Source organism: Clostridium carnis, from assembly GCF_054657435.1.
In genome coordinates, this window is record NZ_BAAHYS010000001.1 from 2213051 (window position 1) to 2231223 (window position 18173).

Consider the following 18173-nt stretch of genomic DNA (forward strand, 5'->3'; position numbering starts at 1 on the left):
ATTGTTTACTATTTCTAAGATAGGAGAAAATTTATGAAGATAAAACTTGGGTATGTTGCAATTTCAAATATACTAGGAAAAAAAGTAACAAGTTCTAGTAAAGTTACTTTTACTAATTACAGTAAAATTTTATCAGAGGAAAAGAAATTAGAAAAATTAAAAACTATTACAGCATCTAATCTAAATTCTCTTCAGGACTTATTAAAATATAACATAAAAAATAATATACATTTTTATAGAATAACATCAGCTCTAATACCTTTAGTTACTCATCCAGAGGTTGGGTATTGGGGACATAGAGAGATATTTAAGAGAGATTTTGAGTATATAGGTAAACTCGTTAAAGAGTCAAATATGAGAGTAGATACTCATCCAGATGAGTTTAATGTAATAAATAGTAACAATCCAAAGGTTGTAGAAAATACAATTACAAATTTAACTAGGCAAGTTGAGTGGTTTGAGGATATGAATTATGAAAAAGGGAAAATGGTAATTCATATTGGGGGAGCTACAGGAGGAAAAGAAGCAGCTATAGATAGGTTCATTAAAAATTTTAATGGATTTCCAGAGAAAATAAAATCTAGATTAATTATAGAAAATGATGATAAGACATATACAGCTAAAGAAACCTTAGAGTTATGTAAGACCTTAAAATTACCTATGGTTTTAGATGTTCATCATCATAATTGTAATAATAATGGTGAAAATATTTCAGATATGTTAGAGGATATATTTAACACATGGAAAAATGAGGAGTTATCACCTAAAATTCATTTTTCATCACCAAAAGAAGGAGAATTTGATAGAAGACATGCTGATTTTATAAATGGAGAAGATTTTATAAGATTTATAGAAACTTCAAAAATATTAAATAGAGACTTTGATATTATGTTAGAATGTAAAGAAAAAGATGTAGCATTATTTAAACTAGTAGAAGATATAAAAGTAATTAAGCCTAAATATAAATGGATTGATGAAAGTATGTTTATTGTCAATTAATTATTAGAGATTATTAATAGAAGCTCCTAAGGTAATTTTAAAAGTTGGTATATAAATCTACCACTACAAAACTTCCTTAGGATTTTTGCTTTTAAATAAATACACCATATATATAATAATTCAAATATAGATAAATTAAGTATATAATAGTATCTATAATAATTTACTAGCTAGAAAGGAAGAACAATTTTGAATACAGAAAAATTTTATACTAATAGAAAAAATATAATTATAGTTGCAGTTATTTGTACATTTTTATGGGGAAGTGCTTATCCTGCAATAAAGGTTGGCTATAATCTTTTTAATATTGCGGGAAATGATATAGGTTCAAAGCTTATTTTTGCAGGATATAGATTTTTCTTAGCAGGAATACTGGTTTTATTATTACAGATGATAAAAGGCTCTAAGATTTTTAATTTAAAACTTAAAGATTTAAGCGAAGTTACCATATTAGGAATTGGACAAACAACCATTCAATATATTTTCTTTTATATAGGAATGTCTTATACAACTGGTGTAAGAGGTGCAATTATAAATGGAACTGGAACATTTTTTAGCATTATATTAGCTCATTTTATTTATAAAAATGATAGACTAAATTATAATAAGATTTTAGGATGTATAGTTGGATTTTTAGGAGTTGTCATAGTTAACCTTGGTAGTACATCAGTATTAGAAGGAAGTTTTTCCTTTATGGGTGAAGGTTTTATAATGATTGCAGCTTTTTTACTTTCAATTTCATCAATTTATAGTAAAAAAATAACTCAAAACAAAGATGCATCTATAGTAACTGGATATCAGCTTACAATAGGGGGACTTGTTCTAACAGTTTTAGGTTATATTTTAGGAGGAAATCTTTCAAACTTTTCATTTAAATCAAGCAGTTTACTTTTATATATGGCTTTATTATCATCAGTAGCATTTGCATTATGGTCTCAACTACTTAAGTATAACAAGGTAGGAGTAATATCAGTTTTTAACTTTTTAATACCTATTTTTGGAACAATACTATCTGCTATATTTTTAAATGAAAATATCTTTGATATTAAGATATTAATAGCTTTAATATTAGTTTGTATGGGAATATATTTAGTTTATAAAAAGAAAGAATAATATTTAATTTTGGGTAGGAGAGAAATTTCCTACCTTTATTTTATAGAGAATTAAAAAGGTAATTTATATTATGTTCACAAAAGTGAAACAAAATTAATAATTATAACATAATATACATATTAAATTTCCAACTGAAAAAATATCAATAAAGATAGTTAATATTTTTCAAATATAAATATAATTAGGTATAAAATAATTAAAAAGATAATATTTCGATATATAAATTATCAATTAGTAAAATGAACCAAAAATAAAAATCACGTATTATAAGAAAAGTATTGAAAGGAATGTTCGTGCATAATAAGATACTAATGAGAATAAATGATGGTTTACATTATATTAAAAACGAAAGGGGAAAGATTATGCTAAAGAAAAGGATAATTGCACTAGCAACAGCATTCTCATTAGTATTTGGATTAGGAAGTACTCCTATAATTACATATGCAAATGAAAATGTGATAGTAGAACAACAAGAGGGGAATACAGAAAAAAAAGAGACATTACAAAATGAAGAGGTACAAAAAGAGGAAATACAAAAAGAAGAAGTATCTTTAACAGAAACAAGTAATGAAAAAACTACTATACAAATTTTATCTACAACAGATTTACATGGTAAGTTTAAAAATTATGATTATGCAAGCAATTCTAAATCTGATGGTGGATTAAACCAAATAGCAACTATAATTAAAGAAGAAAAAGTAAAGAATCCAAATACTATAGTTGTGGACAATGGTGATACTATTCAAGGAAATTATAACCACTTATTTTTAACAGAAGAATATTTAAATAACAATGTAAATCCAATGGTTCTTGGAATGACTGAAATTGGATATGACGTATTTTCGTTAGGAAACCATGAATTCAACTATGGGATGAATGTTTTAAATAAATTAGTAAAACAATATGAGGATAGAGGAACAGCTATAATTGCTGCAAACTTTTATAAAGATAAAGAAAGAGTATTTAAACCATATATAATTAAAGAGGTAGATGGTGTTAAAGTAGCTGTAATTGGTGTTGTTACAAATCATATCACTAAATGGGATGCAGATAAATTAATAGGATATGAAGCTACTAATCCAGCAGAAGAAGTTAAAAAAGTAATAGGCGAAATAAAAGCTAAAAATGAAGCAGATATCTTTGTAGTATCAGCACATATGGGATTAAATCAAGAGCATGGAGATGGAGATAGTGCAAAAGATATAGCTAATTTAAATCCAGAAGTAGCTATGATATTAGCAGGACATAGTCATACATCAATATTATCTGAAATAGTAAATGGTGTATTAATTACTCAACCTAAGAATAATGGACAAGAAGTTTCAAAAGTTGAGTTAGAAATAGAAAAAAATAATGGACAAGCAAAAGTTATAAATAAAAAGGCTTCACATATTAAAGTAGATAAGACTATAGCAGAAGATGAGGCTCTTAATCAAAAACTTGATGTTTATCATAATGCTGCAATAGCAGATGCTAAAAAGGTTATTGGTAGGTTAGAGGGTAATAACTTAGCTGAAGAAAATGAAGTTAAGGGAGTTCCACAATCCTTTGTAAGTGATCAAGGGGTAACTGATCTTATTAATGAAGTTCAGTTACACTATAGTGCTAAGCATTTAGAATCATTAGGTATAGATTCAAAAAATGTTTATCATCTATCAGGAGCAGCTATGTTATCAAGCTCATCAAATTTAAAATCTGGAGATATATCAAAATCAGACCTTGCAAATGTATATAAGTTTGATAATAAGCTTTATACAGTTAAAACAACAGGTAAACAAATAAAGAATTACTTAGAGTGGGCAACAAGATTCTTTAATACTTTTGAAGAAGGTGATTTTACTGTTTCTTTCAATAAAGATGTTGCATCATTTTTATATGATATGCTTTCAGGTGTAAAATATGAGATTAATATTTCAAAGCCAGAAGGAAAGAGAATAGAAAACCTTACATTTAATGATGGTAAAAAGGTAGAAGATAAAGATGTTGTATATTTAGCTATAAATGATTATAGATATTCAAATTTAATGGATGTTTTAGATGGAAATGAATTTGTAAAAGTTTATGAAAGTATTAATGACACAGTATCAGATGTTAGAGATATGATTGCTGATTATATTGAAAATGTAAAAGGTGGAGTTATTACTAGAAGTGTTGATAATAACTGGAAGTTAACGGTAGTTAAGTACAATGAGCCTTTAAGAGCTGAAGTTATTAAGCTTATAAATGATGGAAGTTTAGCTGTACCACTTAATTACGGAATTATATCATCACCTATAACTTGGGACTATGTTTCAACTAAGCTTACAGAAATGGGAGAAACTGAAAAGTTAGCTAAGCTAAAAGCTTTAACTGCAAATAGAGTAGACATACTAAGTATAAATGATTTCCATGGTAGTGTTTTAGAAAGTGGTAAGAATATTGGTGCTGCTAAAATGGCAGGAGTTATAAATAAATATAGATCAAAAGCTAATGATATATACAGTGTTATTCCTGTATCAGCAGGAGACTCATTCCAAGGTACTGCAATATCAAACCTTACTCATGGAGCACCTGTAATAGATATGTACAAGTCTATAGGCTTAGAAACATCTGCAATTGGTAATCATGAATTTGATTGGGATAGAAGTGATTTTGCTAATTGGCAAAAAGATGGTGGATTTGATTTTGTAGCTGCAAATATTGTATATAAGAAAACTGGAGAGTTAGTTGATTTTGCAAAGCCATACATTATGATAGAAAGAAATGGTGCTAAAATTGCATTTATAGGAATTGCAACAACAGATACAGTAACTAGTACAAAGGCTGATAAAATAGAAGATTTAGATTTTCTAGATCCAGTAGAAACTTTAGATAAATGGTCCGAAATTGCTAGAAAAGATGGAGCTAATGCAATAGTTGCTCTTACTCATTCTGGAGCTATAGAAGAAAAAGATGGATCAATAGTTGGTGAAGCTGCAGATATAGCAAAGGATGCAAAGGATGTAGATGCTGTTATAGCTGCTCATAATCACAGATTTGTTGATGGATATGTAAATGGAATTCCAGTAGTTCAAGGTGGATATAATGGAAGAGGTGTTGCAACAATAAGATTTACTTTTGACAATGATAAAAACTTAATAAGTGCAGAACCTTATACACATGTTTTTGTAGGGAAAGAAGATATACTACCTGTAGATGCAGGAGTTAAAGCATTAATAGATAAGCATAATGAAAATTTAGGACCTATATTTGCAGAGAAAGTAGCTTATATAGAAAATAAATTAGATCATGATAGAAATAAGGGAGTTACTCCACTTGGTATTACTGTATCAGAAGCTATGAGAAAAATTACTGGTACTCAAATATCAATTAATAATGGTGGTGGAATTAGAAGAGCTTTAGAAGCCGGAGATATCACTGTTGGAGATATGTATGAAATCTTACCTTTTGATAACACTATTGTAACATTAGATGTTAAGGGTGAAGATTTAGTAAAATTAATAGAACATGGAATTAATCCTCCAAGTTTTGGATGGGGACAATATGCAGGACTTAAAGTTTGGTATGATGAAGCAACAGGAAAAGTTACATCTATGAGATTATCAGATGGAACTAAAATAAAAATGAATGAATACTATTCAGTTGCAATAAATGATTTTATGTTAACTGGTGGAGATGGATACGATTTTTCAAATGCAATTAATGTAGTAAATACTCAAATTGTTATGAGAGATTCAATAGCAGATGAATGGAAAATAAATGGAGTTCCATCACTTGATTATAATTTACTTGTAGCAGGAGAAGATACTACTGTTGAAAATCCTGAAGTTAAACCTGAAGTTAAACCTGAAACAAAGCCAGAGGTAACACCAGAAGCTGGTGAAGATAAAAATGAAAACAATCAAGAAAACTTACCTAATACAGGTGCAGTTGTTTCACCAATTCAAATAATGGTATTATCATTAGGATTAATAGCAGTTGGAGCGTTAATTCTAAAGAAAAAAGAAGATAAAATAGCTTAATAATAAAATTATAAAAACTCTTTTAAAGTAGATACAAAAATCTATCTTTAAAAGAGTTTTTGTTATAAACTATTAGATTAAAATCAATATTTTAATTTAAAATAGAATTTTATTAAGGAATTAATGTACATAAATATGGCTAAGAGGGATTATGCATATACCTAAAAAAACAGATAATACATATATTTTACTATATCCATATTGACGAGCTGTTGGAATAAGTTCAGCAAAAGATATATATAACATAATTCCTGCAACTATTGCAAAAGTTATAGCTAAAATTATATCGTTTATAAAAGGTCTTAAAAATAAAAATGCAAGTAATGCACCTATTGGTTCCGCAAGACCAGAAAGTAAGGTATATTTAAAGGCTTTACTTTTACTTTGTGTTGAATAATAAATAGGCATTGCAATAGATATTCCCTCAGGAATATTATGAAGAGCTATAGCAATAGCAATTGAAATACCTAAGGTTGTATTTTCATATCCAGAAACAAAGGTTGCAACTCCCTCAGGAAAATTATGTATCATTAAAGCAATCATTGATACAAAACCTACTCTATAAAGTTTATTTCCTTTGCCACCTTTTATATTTGGAGAGTTATCAGGAATAAACTTATCTATTAATAGTGCCATTACTGCACCTATAATTAAAAATAGTAATGTGTATAAAACACCATTTAAGTTTCCATTATGCTTTGTTAATGTTTCTTCAGCAGAAGCAAATAAATCTGTAAAGGAAACTGTTATCATTACTCCAGCAGAAAAAGACAGAGCAAAGGTTATTAATTTTTTATTTTGAGATTTTGAAAAAAATACTATAAAAGCACCTATTAGTGTGGACATTCCAGCAATAAGTGATAATAGTAAAGGTATAAAAGACTGATTATTAAGCATAGACACCTCACATATTAATAATAATTTGAAATACTCTATATAATATACTAGTTTAAAAAGTTTGCTATGCAGTAAATTTTAAATTATAGATTTAAAATAATTTTTAATATATAATAAGTAATGTTTAAATAAGTTTAAAGGTGAGGAGAATGGGATGATTAATTATAAAATAGAAGAGAAAATTGCTATGATTCCATTACTTTTAAGGATTTTTAGATATAATTTTATAAGTGATAGAAAATTAAAATATAAAAGTTTTAAGTATGGTGAAAATATTAAACAGTATTATAGAGTTTATAAAGGTAAAGATAAGGATAAGCCGTTAATATATTTTATACATGGTGGAGGTTGGTGGCATGGTAGTCCTAAAATGTGTACTTGTATAGGAAAATTCTTTAATAAGTTAGGATATACAGTTGTTCTTCCAGCATATAGATTAGTTCCATTATATAAATATCCAACTCAAATAGAGGATATATTTTCAGCATTTTCTCATTATATTAAGAATAATAAAGATAGCTTTAAAAATGGTGTAGTATCAATGGGATTTTCAGCAGGTGGGGAGCTATGCACAAATTTAATTTTTAATAAAAAAATGCATAAAAAATTTAATATTAATAAAGATATTTTTAAGGGAATGATAACTTTTGCAGGAGTTCTTGATTTTGAAAAATGTATTTCAAAGCATTCAAAAACTTTAATAGCAAATTATTTAGGACCTAATTATGATTTTTCAAATAAAAATCCAATAGACCTTGTTAATGGAAAAGAAAATATAAGAGTTTTATGTGTTCATGGAGATAAAGATCCACTTATTGATATTGAAAACTCTATAAGTTTTGTGGATAAAATTTCAAGTTATGGGGATAAAGGGGAAATTGAAATTATAAAAGGGAAGCATCACTCCGATATTACTGGATTAATATTAGGAAGGGGAGAAAGGGAATCTAAAAAAATAATAGATTTTCTAGAAACGCTATGGAAAGTAAAAAGGAAAGAAACTATTCATTAGATAATCTTAAAGTAATGCTTATTTTTACAGTAGTTTTTGGTCATGTTATTGAGTACTACATAAAAGATAGTGTTATTTTAAAGGGAATATATATATTTATATATATATTTCATATGCCATTATTTATATTTATTTCAGGATATTTTTCTAAAAATTTTAAGAAAATGAAAAGAAAATCAATAAGAAATTTATTAATACCATATATAATATTTAATATGATATGGTATGGAGCAGTATATATTGGGACAAATCAAGCTATGTTTTCTGTATTATACCCAGGTTGGACCCTTTGGTATTTATTAAGTCTTTTCTTTTGGCGAATGTCTTTAAAATATATAATAAAGTTTAAATATATTTTACCTTTAAGTTTTATAACAGGCTTAGTAATAGGAATACTACCACATGCAGAAAGTATTTTATCAGTTTCAAGAACCATAGTGTTTTTACCATTTTTCTTGCTTGGATATTATGCTAATGATATTAATTTGAGAAAGATTCAAGGCTTTAGTAAACTGCTTTCAATTTTAGGAATATTAATTTTTGCAGGAATAGCTTTATATGTTGCTGATAATAATTTATTGAATTATAAGTTCTTTTATAATTCACAATCATATAGTTCATTTGAATTAAATATAGTGGAAGGTATTGCTTTTAGAGCATTACTTTATATAGGTGCAATCTTATTTAGTATATGTATAATTAATTTAATACCAAGAAAAATAACATTTTTCACATATATAGGGACAGCAACTATGAATATTTATGTTTTTCATATATATCTTGTTTTACTTGTATATTTCTTTGTACCAAAATGGAATATGAGTATAATAGGTAATATTGCAATTATTTTAAGCCCTATTTTCATAATATATATATTAGCAAGGAAGCGAGTTAATAAAGTATATAGTGGAATATTATATCCTGTTGATAAAGGAATAGATACAGGAAAAAAATCATGGAAAAAGTTTAAATTTAAATAAAAAATAAGGATTAGAAAATATAAATTCTAATCCTTATTTTTATAATAAATTAAAAGATAAAATTATATATAGTAGTTGTAATAAAACAAACAACAAAGGCAATAGCTGTAGGGAGTAAGAATGAAACTAGTGTCCACTTAAGACTTTTAGTTTCTTTTTTTATTGTTAAAAGGGTAGTAGAGCATGGCCAATGTAATAAGCTAAATAACATAACATTTAAAGCTGTTAAATAAGTCCAGCCGTTATCTAGTAAAATTGTCCTTAAGGATTCAATACTACTAAAATCAGTAAGAGTTCCAGTAGATAAATAAGCCATTAATAAAACAGGCAATACAATTTCATTAGCAGGAAAACCTAGAATAAAGGCTAATAATATAAATCCATCTAAACCTATGGCATTACCAAGTGGTTGAAGAAATGTAGCTACATGAGTTATTATACTTGCATCGCCTATATAAATATTAGCAAGTACCCAAGTTAATGCTCCAGCAGGAGCAGCAACTAAAACAGCTCTAGAAAGAACAAATATAGTTCTATCTATTATTGATGTATATAATACTCTACCAACTTGAGGTCTTCTATAAGGGGGAAGCTCTAAAGTAAAGGTAGAAGGAACTCCTTTCAATAATGTTTTTGAAAGAGTAAAGGAAACTAGTAAGGTTATTAATATTCCAAGTATAACTAATAAAGTAATTGTTAAAGCTGGTATAAGACTATTTGTAAAATTACTAGCTGTAACAGCAAAAAATACTGATGATATAGCTATAAGTGTTGGAAAACGTCCATTACAAGGAACAAAATTATTTGTTATTATAGCAATTACCCTTTCACGTGGTGATTCGATAATTCTACATCCAATAACACCAGCTGCATTACAGCCAAACCCCATACACATAGTTAGACATTGCTTTCCATGAGCACATGCTTTTTTAAATAAGTGATCTAAATTAAAAGCGATTCTAGGTAAATATCCAGAGTCTTCAAGGATAGTAAATAGAGGAAAGAAAATAGCCATAGGAGGTAACATTACAGCAACAACCCAAGCTAGAGTTCTATAAAGTCCTAAAACTAATAATCCATGAAGCCATTCAGGAGCATTCATATAAGTAAACCATTTAGTAAGTACATCTTGAAAGCTAAATAATAAATCAGAAAGCCATTGAGATGGATAGTTTGCACCTTCAATGGTTATCCAAAAAACAATTCCAAGAAGCAGTAACATTAAAGGAATACCTAAAATTTTTGATGTTACTATATCATCAATTTTTTTATCTCTATTAATTTTTTTAACATCTTCTTTTACATGTTTTTCTTTTAAAAGCTTTGCTTTATTATAATTAAGCTCTGAAATTTTTTCTCTTAGTTTCTCTTTATTTAAAGATAAATTAAAGTCTTCTTGCAATTTTTTTGCTGTAGAACTTGTAAACTTACCATTAAATTCATCAAGCTTTTTAAATATACTACTATCACTATCCATAAGTCTTAATGATATCCAACGTTTATTTATAACATCATAAGTATCTAGATATTTAGATATTTCATCAATTGTATTCTCAATATTAGAATCATATTTTATAATATTTGGTTTATTATTAACTTTTTTTACTGCTATATCTTCAATGGTAGATTTTAAATCATCCATTCCAATTCCACTTCTAGCAGCTGTAAGAACAACAGGAATCCCTAGATCTTCAGAAAGTCCATTTTTATCAATTGTTATATTCTTTTTTTTAGCTTCATCAATAAGGTTAACGCAAGCTATTGTATTATCTGTAAGCTCCATAATTTGATAAACTAAATTAAGATTTCTTTCTAAGCAAGTCCCATCAGTAACTACGATAACTGCATCGTAATTCCCATAGCATATAAAATCCCTTGCAACTTCCTCATCAATTGAAGAGGAAAATAAAGAATAAGTTCCAGGTAAATCTACTAAAATATATTCATTTCCATTATATTTAAATTCACCACGAGCATTTACAACCGTCTTACCAGGCCAGTTACCCGTATGCTGATGAAGGCCAGTAAGATAGTTAAATACTGTACTTTTACCTGTGTTAGGATTACCAGCTAAGGCAATTACATATTGGTTTTCTTTTTTACCAATATTAAATACATCCTCCATTGAAGATATTTTTGTTGATTGAGCAGTAAGTCCCATTTTTTCACCTCTTATTAAAATTAATCCTTATAATTTATAACTTCTATAAGCTCTGCTTCTTCTTTTCGAAGAGCAATCATAGCTCCTCTAATTCTAAAAACAGTAAGATTATTTTTAGGCCCTTTTCTAAGAATCTCAACTATAGCACCACGTGTAAGTCCTAAAGCTAAAAGCCTTTCTTTAAGTGAATCCTTTGCAGAATTATTTCTAACTAAAGCATATTTTCCTACATTCATATCATATAAAGTAATCATCTTTTACCTCCTAAGTTTCGTTTGTTTAATTATTTTAGCTAAGGTTAACTTTCTAATTTAATAATATGTTTTAGGTTTATGAAATGACACAAAAATACAAATTAAATTATTATAGAATTTTTATAGAACTATATGAATATAATTATTTATAAACTTGATAAGTTGGTGATGTAGTGGATAAAAACTTTTATACCTTTAATGGATACATAAGAAACAGTGAAAATGTTCTTACAGCTTCAATGGAAGATTATATAGAGATGATTTATAGGTTAGCTAAAGATAAAGGGTTTACTAGAGTTAATGATTTATCACAGGCTCTTAATGTACAACCCCCCTCAACTACTAAAATGATAAAAAAACTTTCGGAATTAAAACTAGCTACATATGAAAGATATGGGGTTATAATTTTGACAGATAAGGGAAATAAACTGGGAAGTTTTTTATTAGATAGACATAATACAATAGAAAAATTTTTAAGTATCTTAGGGGTGGAGAATACATTACTAGAGGAAACAGAGAAAATAGAACACGTTATAAATGATGAAACATTAAAGTGTATAAAAAATTTTTTAATACTAGTATATAATAACAATAATATTAAAGATGAAATTGATATAAACAATAAAAAGTGAGGAATTTAAATTTCTCACTTTTTATTGTTTAGAAAATTATATTAATAGCAAGGCTGTAGATAACTTATTATTATTTTAAATAGTAACTGATAATTTTAATAGTGAAATAAATAGCAATTCTACATACGTTATTAGAATTTTAAATCTAATTGATTTTTATAAATAATAAAAATAATATTTACAAAAGAAAATAATGAATATATACTAATGTATATACACAAGAAGGAAAGGGAGTTTTATTATGGAAAGTAGAGAAAAAGTAAGAAAGATGGTATTTGCAGCCTTATTAACAGCATTAGCAATTATAATACCTACACAATTTGGATTTTTAAAAATAGCTATAGGACCATTTACGGCTACATTAGCATCACAAGTTCCTATGTTTTTAGCTATGTTAATATCACCAGCTGTTGCAATAGCAGTGGGAGTAGGCTCAACATTTGGATTTTTTATAACAACACCATTAGTTGTAGCTGCAAGAGCATCAATGCATATAATTGTAGGCTTTGTAGGTGCAAAAATAATTCAAAGAGATAAAAATTTAAAAAAGGCTATATTTTTAACAGCTCCATTACATGGGATTTTAGAAGGCCTAATAGTAATACCATTTGGATTTTCAGTATATGAATTTATAGTAGTTGTAGCAGTTGGTACAATCCTACATCACTTTGTAGATGGTGCAATAGCTTATAGTCTTGGAAATGCAGTTGCAAAGACTAGAAGTAAAAATATATACGAAGTATTTAATAATAAAACAGCAGCTTAGATAATTAAATTCTATATAAAACTATTTCACAAATTTTACATTAAGTAATAGAATATTAAAATATTTATTTCATAGATTATAGTGTAATAATAATTTCCTAAGGAGATATATGTGAAAGAGTTTTTTATTTTAAAAATACCAAATGAATCTTATAGAACAAGTCTATGGGAGCAAATAATTCCAATAATTATTCTTATTGTTATAATTATTGGAATTAAACTTTATAAGGAAAAAATTAAAGAAAATAAGATAATTGATAAGATTATTAGATATACAATAGGGATTTTATCTATTGGAGTTTTTACAACATATTATATTTCAGTATGGATAATTGAAGGAATTAAAGCTGATAACTTGCCATTTCATTTATGTTATTTAACAAGTATATTTTGTATGGTATTAGTATTTACAAAGAATAAAAAGCTATTTAATTTTTCTATATTTGCAGGAGTTATAGGGGGAATAAGTAGCCTTATATCTATAGATATGGAGTTATCATTTAGATACTTTAAATATTATCAGTTTATGGTTGCTCACACTACAATAGTTATAATACCTTTATATTTTGCAATTATATATGAATATCTTCCAAGTATTAAGGATACTTTAAAAATGTTTTTAAAGCTTCAAATATTAGGAATTCTAATGGGTATATTTAATAACGTATATAAAACTAATTATTTTTTTGTTAGCTTTGGTTCAAATGAAGCAAGTAAGGGAACAATATTATCTTCATTAGGTGAAGGAAATATGTATTTTATTAATTTAGAATTGCTTGTAATAGTATGTATAATAATTTGGTTTGTTTTGATAAATATAATATTTAATAGAAGAATTATCACAAAATATGGGAATTTTAACAAAACTCAAGATAAAGTAATTGGTTAAAAAAATTATAAGTGATATAATTATTGTAAAGTACTAAAAGGGTGGAGGAGACCAATGAAAACAAAGAATAAAAGAAAGTTACTTATGATTTTTTTTATAAGTACAATAGCCATATTTGCACTTGGGTGTTCTAAAGTCAATAAGGCTCAGAAAGCATTTGATGGTTATAAGGAAAAATGGGTTGCTAAGGATTTTAAAGGAATGTATGAAATGATAAGTAGCGACTCAAGAAATTATATATCAGAAGAAGACTTTATAAGTAGATATAACAATATTTATGGGGCAATAGAAGCAAAAAATATAACTATAGAAAATACAGAAAATGCAGAAAAGCTTGAAGATAGTATAGTTATACCATTTTCATTAAAACTAGATACTGTTGCAGGAAATATAGAGTTAAAAGACTTTAAAGTAAGTTTAATAAAAGAAGATAAGACTTTTAAAATTAAATGGGATGAATCATTAATATTTCCTGAAATGGTAAAGGGAGACAAAGTAAGAGTTGATAGTTTTAGAGCAAGTAGAGGAAAGATTTTAGATAGAAATGATAATCCTTTAGCTCAAGATGGAGAAATAAGAGTTTTAGGTATCCATCCATTAGAATTTGATAAAGAAAATAAAGATGCAAAAATAACTGAGATAGCAAAGACTTTAGATATCAGTGAAGATACAATAAAAGAAAAGCTTGAAGCAAACTCAAATCCAGATTTTTTTGTTCATTTAGTAGATATTTTGCAAGGTGATGAAAGACTAAAAACATTAGCTAATAGAGAAAAAGAAGGAATTTTAATAAAAAGTAAAATATCTAGAGTATATTCTGGTGGAGAAGCTTTTGGAAGACTTATAGGTTATATAGGGCCTATTACAGCAGAGGAGTTAGAAGCAAATTCAGATAAGGGATATACAGATATAAGCTTAATTGGAAAAGCTGGATTAGAACAAGTTTATGAAGGTAAATTAAAGGGAAATGATGGAGGAGAAATATATATAGAAAGAGGATTAGATAAAATATCAGTAGCTAAAAAAGATGCTGAGAATGGAAAAGATATAAAGCTTTCTATAGATTCAGAGCTTCAAAATAAAATATATAGCGAAATGACTGGAGAAAAGGGAGCAGCTACAGCTGTTAATCCAAAAACAGGTGAAGTAATAGCACTGGTAAGCTCACCATCATATAATTCAAATGTATTTACAACATATGTAACAAAAACTCAAAAAAAGATTTGGGAAGAAAGTAATAACGCAGACGAAATTAATAGATTTAATAAAGTATATTCTCCAGGCTCAACAATGAAATTATTAACAGCTTCAATCGGTTTAGATAATGGAAATCTAAATCCAAGTGAAGCAAGAGATATACAAGGTTTATCATGGCAAAAAGATAGTTCATGGGGAAATTATAAAATAACTAGAGTAACAGACCCAGGCAAAGCAGTAAACTTAAGAGATGCAGTAAACCATTCAGATAATATCTATTTTGGACAAGTTGCTTTAGAAGTAGGAGCAGATAAATTTATAAATGGTATTAAAGGCTTTGGTTATGGAGAAGAATTAAACTTTGAATATCCTATGGGACAATCTCAAATATCTAATGAGGGAACAATAAAAGGAGATATACAACTAGCGGATACAGGTTATGGACAAGGTGAATTAATGGTTACGCCATTAAATGTAGCATTAGCATATAGTGCATTAGGTAACAATGGTAATATTATGAAACCAAGATTAGTTATAAGTGAAAATAGCGAAGCTTCTATTTGGAAAGAGAAAGCTATAGATCCTAAGAATTTACCAACTTTAATAGGAGCATTTACAGCTTTAATAAATGATTCAGATGGTACAATTACAGATGGTAAAGTACAAGGAATAACTGTAGCTGGTAAAACTGGAACAGCAGAAATAAAAAAATCTCAAGATGATACTAATGGAACTGAAAATGGATGGTTTGTATCTGTAAATCCAGAAGATTCAAAAATTTCCCTGGCAATTATGATAGAAAATGTTAAGGGAAGAGGTGGTAGTCATATACCAGTAGGTAAAGTGAAAAATGTAATGGAATATTATTTAAAAAGATAAGAAGAAGGCACTCTATTTTATAGGGTGTCTTTTAAGGTTTAATATAAATCTAAAGCAATATAATAGCACTTAATATAGCACTTAATATAATACTTATTTATAGTACTTATTTTATAGTACTTTTAGTACAATTGACAGTAATATTAAGCCATGACATAATTATACATGAAGTAAATGATTACAGAGGGGTACAATGAATATTAGAGAATTATTAGAAGAGAATCCAATAATAGCAGCAGTAAAAAATGAAAAAGAATTATCTTTAGCCTTAAAAAGTGAATCTCAAGTTATTTTTGTCTTATTTGGAGATATATTAAATGTTAAAGAAATAAGCAATAAAATAACTAATAGTAATAAAGTAGGAATAGTCCATATAGATTTAATAGAAGGAATAGGAAATAAAGAAGTTTCTGTTAAGTATTTAAAAAAGATGACAAGCTTTGATGGAATTATTAGCACTAAATCTCCAGTGGTGAAAATTGCTAATAGCCTTGGGTTTATTGCTATTCAAAGGGTATTTGTTTTTGATACCTTATCTTTACAGAATGCAAAGAAGCATTTAGTAAATACTTGTGATGCTATAGAAATATTGCCTGGAATAATACCAAAGGTAATTAAAGAGTTATCAGAATTCTCTTGTAAACCTATAGTTTCAGGAGGATTGATAGAAACAAAAGAAGAGGTAATTATGGCATTAAAGTCAGGTGCTACTTGCGTATCTACAACTAAGCAAGGAATATGGAATAGCTAATTTTTATGTTAGTTTTATAGAAAAGTTAAATTAAAATATGAATTTTCAGAAAACGCTATAGACAATATTAGGTAGAAATGATAATATATAACCATAACATATTTAGTGTGCTAAGAGAATTAGAGTCAAGCACAAAAATAGGGGGAATCAATTATCCCTGTTTTTGGCTTGGCTTTTTTGCGTTTTGTAGGAGGAAGGTAAAATGTATGATGTAGCAATAATAGGTGCTGGAGTTATCGGGGCTTCAATTTTTAGAGAACTTTCAAAATACAACTTAAAGACAGTAATTTTAGAAAAAGAAAATGATGTATCTATGGGAACAAGTAAAGCAAATTCTGCAATAGTTCATTCAGGATATGATCCAAAGGTTGGAACATTAATGGCTAAACTTAATGTAAAAGGAAATGAAATGTTTGAAGAACTTTGCAAAGAACTTTCAGTTCCTTTTAAAAGAAATGGATCATTAGTAATTGGATTTGACGACAATGATATGGAAACAATTAAAGAACTTTATGAAAATGGGAAAAAAATAGGCGTAAAGGGACTTGAAATATTAAATAAAGAAGAAGTACTAAATAAAGAAAAAAATTTAAGTGAGAATGTTAAAGGTGCTTTGTATGCCAAAATGGGAGGAATAGTTGGACCATTTGAATATACAATAGCATTAATAGAAAATGGAATTGAAAATGGTGGAAAGTTAAAGGTTTGTAGTGAAGTTATAGATATTTCTAAAGAGGAAAACTTTATTATTAAAACTTCTAAAGGAGATAAAATAGAAGCTAAATATATAATTAATGCAGCAGGGATTTATGCTGATAAGATTCATAATTTAATATGTGAAGAAAGTTTTAAAATAATTCCTATAAAAGGAGAATATTATGTAATGGATAAAAGTCAAGGTGGATTATTTACCAATACAATATTCCAATGTCCATCTAAAAAGGGAAAGGGAGTGTTAGTTACTCCAACAGTTCATGGAAACCTTTTAGTAGGGCCAAATGCTGATGAAATAGAAGATAAAGAATCATTAAAAACTACTATGGATGGGTTAGATTTTATTAGAAGTAAAGCTTTAAAAACAACTGAGAAGGTTAATTTCAGAGAAAGCATAAGAAATTTTGCAGGACTTAGAGCAACACCAGATACAGGTGATTTTATAGTTGAAGAAAATAAAAAGGTAAAAGGCTTTATAGATGCAGCAGGAATGAAGTCACCAGGTTTATCATCAGCACCAGCTGTAGCCATAGAAGTTGTAGATATATTAAATAAAGCAGGTCTTAAATTAGTTAAAAATGAAAATTTTAATCCATATAGAAAGCAAATTAACTTTATGGAATTAACAAGTGAAGAAAAAGGAGAATTAATAAAAAAAGATCCTAGCTATGGAAGAATTATATGTAGATGTGAAAGTATTACAGAAGGTGAAATAGTAGATGCTATAAAAAGAAGTTTTGGTCAAATAACATTAGATGGTGTTAAAAGACGATGTAGACCAGGCATGGGAAGATGTCAAGGAGGCTTCTGTGGACCAAAGGTTCAAGAAATTATAGCAAGAGAATTAAATATCCCTATAGAAAGTATAGTTTTAGAAAAAGATGGTTCATATATTTTAACAGGGAAATCTAAGTAGGGGGATAGGAAGT

At 27.5% G+C, this 18173-nt stretch carries 14 protein-coding genes; 11 read left to right on the forward strand and 3 right to left on the reverse strand.

Annotated elements, in window-relative coordinates; translation table 11 throughout:
• Positions 1 to 33 precede the first annotated feature (33 nt).
• The 3 genes from uvsE (at position 34) to ACYQ1T_RS10710 (ending at position 6113) form a co-directional block, all read left to right on the forward strand.
• A complete protein-coding gene (gene uvsE / locus ACYQ1T_RS10700) occupies positions 34 to 999 on the forward strand; it encodes a UV DNA damage repair endonuclease UvsE (protein WP_459834632.1) in 966 nt (321 codons plus the stop codon).
• A 189-nt stretch (positions 1000 to 1188) separates the two neighbouring features.
• Entirely contained in the window at positions 1189 to 2112 is a 924-nt protein-coding gene (locus ACYQ1T_RS10705) for a DMT family transporter (RefSeq protein ID WP_459834633.1), read from the forward strand.
• Between the two features lie 362 nt (positions 2113 to 2474).
• Positions 2475 to 6113 (forward strand): 5'-nucleotidase C-terminal domain-containing protein, encoded by a 3639-nt coding sequence (locus ACYQ1T_RS10710; RefSeq protein WP_459834634.1) that lies wholly within the window; start codon positions 2475 to 2477, stop codon positions 6111 to 6113.
• A gap of 120 nt (positions 6114 to 6233) precedes the next feature.
• Here ACYQ1T_RS10710 and zupT read toward each other — a convergent pair whose 3' ends face one another.
• Entirely contained in the window at positions 6234 to 7010 is a 777-nt protein-coding gene (gene zupT / locus ACYQ1T_RS10715; protein ID WP_459834635.1) for a zinc transporter ZupT, read from the reverse strand.
• 154 nt (positions 7011 to 7164) lie between these two features.
• On the opposite strand from zupT, the gene ACYQ1T_RS10720 reads away from it, so the two are divergent.
• A complete protein-coding gene (locus ACYQ1T_RS10720; RefSeq protein WP_459834636.1) occupies positions 7165 to 8022 on the forward strand; it encodes an alpha/beta hydrolase in 858 nt (285 codons plus the stop codon).
• On the forward strand, positions 7989 to 9002 hold the full coding sequence (locus tag ACYQ1T_RS10725; protein ID WP_459834637.1) for an acyltransferase family protein: 1014 nt from the start codon (positions 7989 to 7991) through the stop codon (positions 9000 to 9002). Before ACYQ1T_RS10720 ends, ACYQ1T_RS10725 begins: the two co-directional genes overlap by 34 nt.
• Positions 9003 to 9051: 49 nt before the next feature.
• Here the strand turns inward: ACYQ1T_RS10725 and feoB are convergent, their stop codons facing one another.
• Both feoB and ACYQ1T_RS10735 read right to left on the reverse strand, forming a co-directional pair.
• Entirely contained in the window at positions 9052 to 11163 is a 2112-nt protein-coding gene (gene feoB, locus ACYQ1T_RS10730) for a ferrous iron transport protein B (RefSeq protein ID WP_459834638.1), read from the reverse strand.
• A 20-nt stretch (positions 11164 to 11183) separates the two neighbouring features.
• Complete coding sequence (locus ACYQ1T_RS10735) at positions 11184 to 11417, reverse strand: FeoA family protein (protein WP_459834639.1); 234 nt, start codon at positions 11415 to 11417, stop codon at positions 11184 to 11186.
• Between the two features lie 173 nt (positions 11418 to 11590).
• Between ACYQ1T_RS10735 and ACYQ1T_RS10740 the strand changes: the two genes are divergently transcribed.
• The 6 genes from ACYQ1T_RS10740 to ACYQ1T_RS10765 all read left to right on the forward strand — a co-directional run bounded on the left by ACYQ1T_RS10740 (position 11591) and on the right by ACYQ1T_RS10765 (position 18160).
• On the forward strand, positions 11591 to 12049 hold the full coding sequence (locus ACYQ1T_RS10740) for a metal-dependent transcriptional regulator (RefSeq protein WP_459834640.1): 459 nt from the start codon (positions 11591 to 11593) through the stop codon (positions 12047 to 12049).
• A gap of 241 nt (positions 12050 to 12290) precedes the next feature.
• Complete coding sequence (locus tag ACYQ1T_RS10745) at positions 12291 to 12815, forward strand: ECF transporter S component (RefSeq protein ID WP_459834641.1); 525 nt, start codon at positions 12291 to 12293, stop codon at positions 12813 to 12815.
• 111 nt (positions 12816 to 12926) lie between these two features.
• Positions 12927 to 13703, forward strand: coding sequence for a TMEM164-related integral membrane acyltransferase (locus ACYQ1T_RS10750; RefSeq protein ID WP_459834642.1), 777 nt, complete (start codon positions 12927 to 12929; stop codon positions 13701 to 13703).
• Positions 13704 to 13757: 54 nt separating this feature from the next.
• On the forward strand, positions 13758 to 15779 hold the full coding sequence (locus ACYQ1T_RS10755; protein WP_459834643.1) for a penicillin-binding transpeptidase domain-containing protein: 2022 nt from the start codon (positions 13758 to 13760) through the stop codon (positions 15777 to 15779).
• Between the two features lie 193 nt (positions 15780 to 15972).
• Entirely contained in the window at positions 15973 to 16530 is a 558-nt protein-coding gene (locus tag ACYQ1T_RS10760; RefSeq protein WP_459834644.1) for a glycerol-3-phosphate responsive antiterminator, read from the forward strand.
• Positions 16531 to 16732: 202 nt separating this feature from the next.
• Positions 16733 to 18160: an NAD(P)/FAD-dependent oxidoreductase gene (locus ACYQ1T_RS10765; RefSeq protein WP_459834645.1), complete on the forward strand. Its 1428-nt coding sequence runs from the start codon at positions 16733 to 16735 to the stop codon at positions 18158 to 18160.
• The last annotated feature ends 13 nt before the right edge of the window (positions 18161 to 18173 follow it).

Bases quoted from the DNA above. Each gene is read 5' to 3' on its own strand.
- uvsE (WP_459834632.1), top strand. From the start codon at position 34: ATGAAGATAAAACTTGGGTATGTTGCAATTTCAAATATACTAGGAAAA.
- ACYQ1T_RS10710 (WP_459834634.1), top strand. From the start codon at position 2,475: ATGCTAAAGAAAAGGATAATTGCACTAGCAACAGCATTCTCATTAGTA.
- zupT (WP_459834635.1), bottom strand. From the start codon at position 7,010: ATGCTTAATAATCAGTCTTTTATACCTTTACTATTATCACTTATTGCT.
- ACYQ1T_RS10720 (WP_459834636.1), top strand. From the start codon at position 7,165: ATGATTAATTATAAAATAGAAGAGAAAATTGCTATGATTCCATTACTT.
- ACYQ1T_RS10725 (WP_459834637.1), top strand. From the start codon at position 7,989: ATGGAAAGTAAAAAGGAAAGAAACTATTCATTAGATAATCTTAAAGTA.
- feoB (WP_459834638.1), bottom strand. From the start codon at position 11,163: ATGGGACTTACTGCTCAATCAACAAAAATATCTTCAATGGAGGATGTA.
- ACYQ1T_RS10735 (WP_459834639.1), bottom strand. From the start codon at position 11,417: ATGATTACTTTATATGATATGAATGTAGGAAAATATGCTTTAGTTAGA.
- ACYQ1T_RS10745 (WP_459834641.1), top strand. From the start codon at position 12,291: ATGGAAAGTAGAGAAAAAGTAAGAAAGATGGTATTTGCAGCCTTATTA.
- ACYQ1T_RS10755 (WP_459834643.1), top strand. From the start codon at position 13,758: ATGAAAACAAAGAATAAAAGAAAGTTACTTATGATTTTTTTTATAAGT.
- ACYQ1T_RS10760 (WP_459834644.1), top strand. From the start codon at position 15,973: ATGAATATTAGAGAATTATTAGAAGAGAATCCAATAATAGCAGCAGTA.
- ACYQ1T_RS10765 (WP_459834645.1), top strand. From the start codon at position 16,733: ATGTATGATGTAGCAATAATAGGTGCTGGAGTTATCGGGGCTTCAATT.